General features: G+C 60.9%; 3 protein-coding genes and 1 pseudogene. All 4 read right to left on the bottom strand.

Annotation, left to right across the window (positions count from 1 at the left end; genetic code table 11):
• Window positions 1–133 (bottom strand): annotated as a pseudogene (locus GKAS_RS25015) (2-(1,2-epoxy-1,2-dihydrophenyl)acetyl-CoA isomerase); the annotation flags it as partial.
• Window positions 134–135: 2 nt separating this feature from the next.
• Window positions 136–903, bottom strand: coding sequence for a 2,3-dehydroadipyl-CoA hydratase PaaF (paaF, locus tag GKAS_RS23185; RefSeq protein ID WP_035897875.1), 768 nt, complete (start codon window positions 901–903; stop codon window positions 136–138).
• Window positions 900–1,970: a 1,2-phenylacetyl-CoA epoxidase subunit PaaE gene (gene paaE / locus GKAS_RS23180; protein ID WP_035897873.1), complete on the bottom strand. Its 1,071-nt coding sequence runs from the start codon at window positions 1,968–1,970 to the stop codon at window positions 900–902. The genes paaF and paaE overlap by 4 nt, the downstream gene beginning before the upstream one ends.
• 7 nt (window positions 1,971–1,977) lie before the next feature.
• Window positions 1,978–2,478 (bottom strand): 1,2-phenylacetyl-CoA epoxidase subunit PaaD, encoded by a 501-nt coding sequence (gene paaD, locus GKAS_RS23175; protein ID WP_035897871.1) that lies wholly within the window; start codon window positions 2,476–2,478, stop codon window positions 1,978–1,980.
• Window positions 2,479–2,555: the final 77 nt, after the last annotated feature.

Raw genomic sequence — 2,555 nt, 5'->3', positions numbered from 1 at the left:
CGCGTTCAGCCTGTTTCAGGCAGTCGGCAAGCTGCTGGTGCATCACGTCGTTAAAGCTGTTGAGTCGGTCCGGGCGGTTCAGGGTGAGGGTCATCACGCCCTGTTCCACTTCGCTGAGAATGAATGCGTCCACGATTAGCGTCCTTTAAATTCCGGTGTGCGTTTTTCTAAAAAGGCGCTTACGCCTTCACGACGATCTTCTGTGCCGCTCAGCAGCGTAAATAACTGACGTTCCTGCACCAGACCGGCCTGTAAGCCCACTTCATGCGCCAGACGCAGCGACTGTTTCGCCGCCCGCAGCGCCAGCGGTGAGCGGCTGGCGATGGTCGCCGCCAGCTTCAGCGCATATTCATCTGAGAGGTTCGCCGGGTGAATGTCGCTCACCAGCCCAGCCTGCTGCGCGCGTTCGGCGTCAATACTTTCGCCGCTCAGCACCATGCGGCTCGCCAGCGCTTTGCCAACGCTGCGAATAAGACGCTGCGTGCCGCCTGCGCCCGGCATGGTACCGAGGGTAATTTCCGGCAGGCCAAAGCGGGCGTTATCACCGGCAATCACCAGGTCACACAGCAGCGCCAGCTCGCAGCCCGCGCCCAGCGCGTAGCCGTTCACCACCGCAATCAGCGGCTTGTTGAAGGCGTCAATGCGTGCCCACAGACGCGGACGAATATCGTCGAAGGTGGCGGGCAGGTCTTTTTCCGCCATTTCGTTGAGATCGGCACCCGCTGCAAAATAACGCGAGTTGCCGCTAATCACGCACACGCTCACGCTGGCGTCTGCCGCCGCGGTTTCCAGCGCGTCCGCAATCTGCGTTAGCAGCGCGTTGTTTAACGCATTACGCGCCTGCGGGCGGTTCAGCGTCAGTTGCAGCACGCGGTCATGACGGGTAATCAGCAGTTCGCTCATGCCATCCCCCGCGCATCGAAGTCGACCACCACGTCGCCGCTGGTTGGCAGCGCCTGGCAGCTCAGTACGTAACCCGCCGCCACTTCATCGGCTTCGAGGCTGTAGTTGGCGGCCATCGCCACCTCACCGCTCACCACCTTGCATTTGCAGGTGGCGCAGACGCCGCCTTTACAGGCGAACGGCAGGTCAGCGCCCTGACGCAGCGCCGCATCAAGAATGCTGTCATCTTCGGCGTTCAGCGAAATCAGGCGATCGCGGCCATCCTGACGAATGGTCACCGTGCGGCCTTCCGCCTGCACGCCGGTGGCGCGTTTCACGCTGGTACCCGGCGTATTGAAGCGCTCAAGGTGAATGGATTTTTCCGGCACGCCCAGTTCGCGCAGCGCCACTTCGGCTTCGTCCATCATCGCCGATGGGCCGCAGATAAAGGCGTCGTCAAAGCGGCTGAAATCAAGCAGCGTTTTGCCGAGCGCATGCAACTTGTCGCCGTCAATGCGCCCTTGCAGCAGGTCGCTGTCCATCGACTCCTGGCTGAACAGATGCACCACCTGCAAACGCTGCGGGTAGCGGTCTTTCAGGTCAGCCAGCGCCTGACGGAACATCATGCTGTGGCTGCTGCGGTTGCCGTAAATCAGGGTGAACTGGCTGGCCGGTTCGGTCGTCAGCGTCGCTTCAATAATCGCCATCATCGGCGTAATGCCGGAACCGGCGGCAATCGCCAGATATTCCGCTTCACGCTCAGCCTGCGGCTGGTAACCAAAGTGCCCCTGCGGCACCATCACCTCAAATTCCATACCCTGCTGAATATCGCTCTGGGCATAGCGGGAGAAACGACCGCCGTCGATAGCTTTGACCGCCACGCTGATTTCAGACGGCGAACGGCTGCGGCAAATGGAGTAGCAGCGGCGTAACTCTTCCCCGCCCAAGCGGGTTTTCAGCGTCAGGTGCTGGCCCGGACGGAAGGCATAAACGCTACGTAGCGCGTCGGGAATGGCAAAAGTGATGGTGACCGAATCACGGGTTTCCGGTTCGACCTTTGCCACGGTAAGCGAATGAAATGTTGTCATCGCAGCCTCAAATACATTTAAAGTAATCAAAGGGTTCACGGCAGCTATCGCAGCGGTACAGCGCTTTACAGGCCGTGGAACCGAATTCACTAATCAGCGACGTGTGGATGCTGCCGCAGCGTGGACAGACCACATCCTTTGGCATCTCGTCGGCGTGGCAGGTATGAGCCTGCGGCGGGCTGATACCGTACTGACGCAGACGCTCGCGGGCATCCGGGCTCATCCAGTCGGTGGTCCACGGCGGATCGAGCTGCAGCACGATGTGCACCGGCGTATAGCCGTGCTCCGCCATCACCGTCCGAATTTCACCCAGCAGATGTTCGGTGGCCGGGCAACCCGAGTAGGTCGGCGTAAAGCCAATCACCCAGCCGTCGCCGTGGCGCTCAACGCGGCGCACCATGCCGAGGTCGGTAATGGTCAGCACCGGGACTTCCGGGTCTGGAATGGCGCTTAACAATCCCCAGACGGTACGAACCTCCGGGGGTGCGATTGCGGCGAGACGTTGCATAGCCACCTCCTGCTACCACTGCTGGCCGGGATACGACCGCTGTAAATACTGCATCTCTGCCAGCATCGGGCCGAGAT

It is taken from the genome of Kluyvera ascorbata ATCC 33433 (assembly GCF_000735365.1).
Lineage (GTDB): Bacteria > Pseudomonadota > Gammaproteobacteria > Enterobacterales > Enterobacteriaceae > Kluyvera > Kluyvera ascorbata.
Note: the sequence above shows the minus strand (reverse complement) of the source record. Positions and strands in the feature narration are given on the sequence as shown.

Coding starts and splice junctions, on each gene's coding strand:
- paaF (WP_035897875.1), bottom strand. CDS start 903: ATGAGCGAACTGCTGATTACCCGTCATGACCGCGTGCTGCAACTGACG.
- paaE (WP_035897873.1), bottom strand. CDS start 1,970: ATGACAACATTTCATTCGCTTACCGTGGCAAAGGTCGAACCGGAAACC.
- paaD (WP_035897871.1), bottom strand. CDS start 2,478: ATGCAACGTCTCGCCGCAATCGCACCCCCGGAGGTTCGTACCGTCTGG.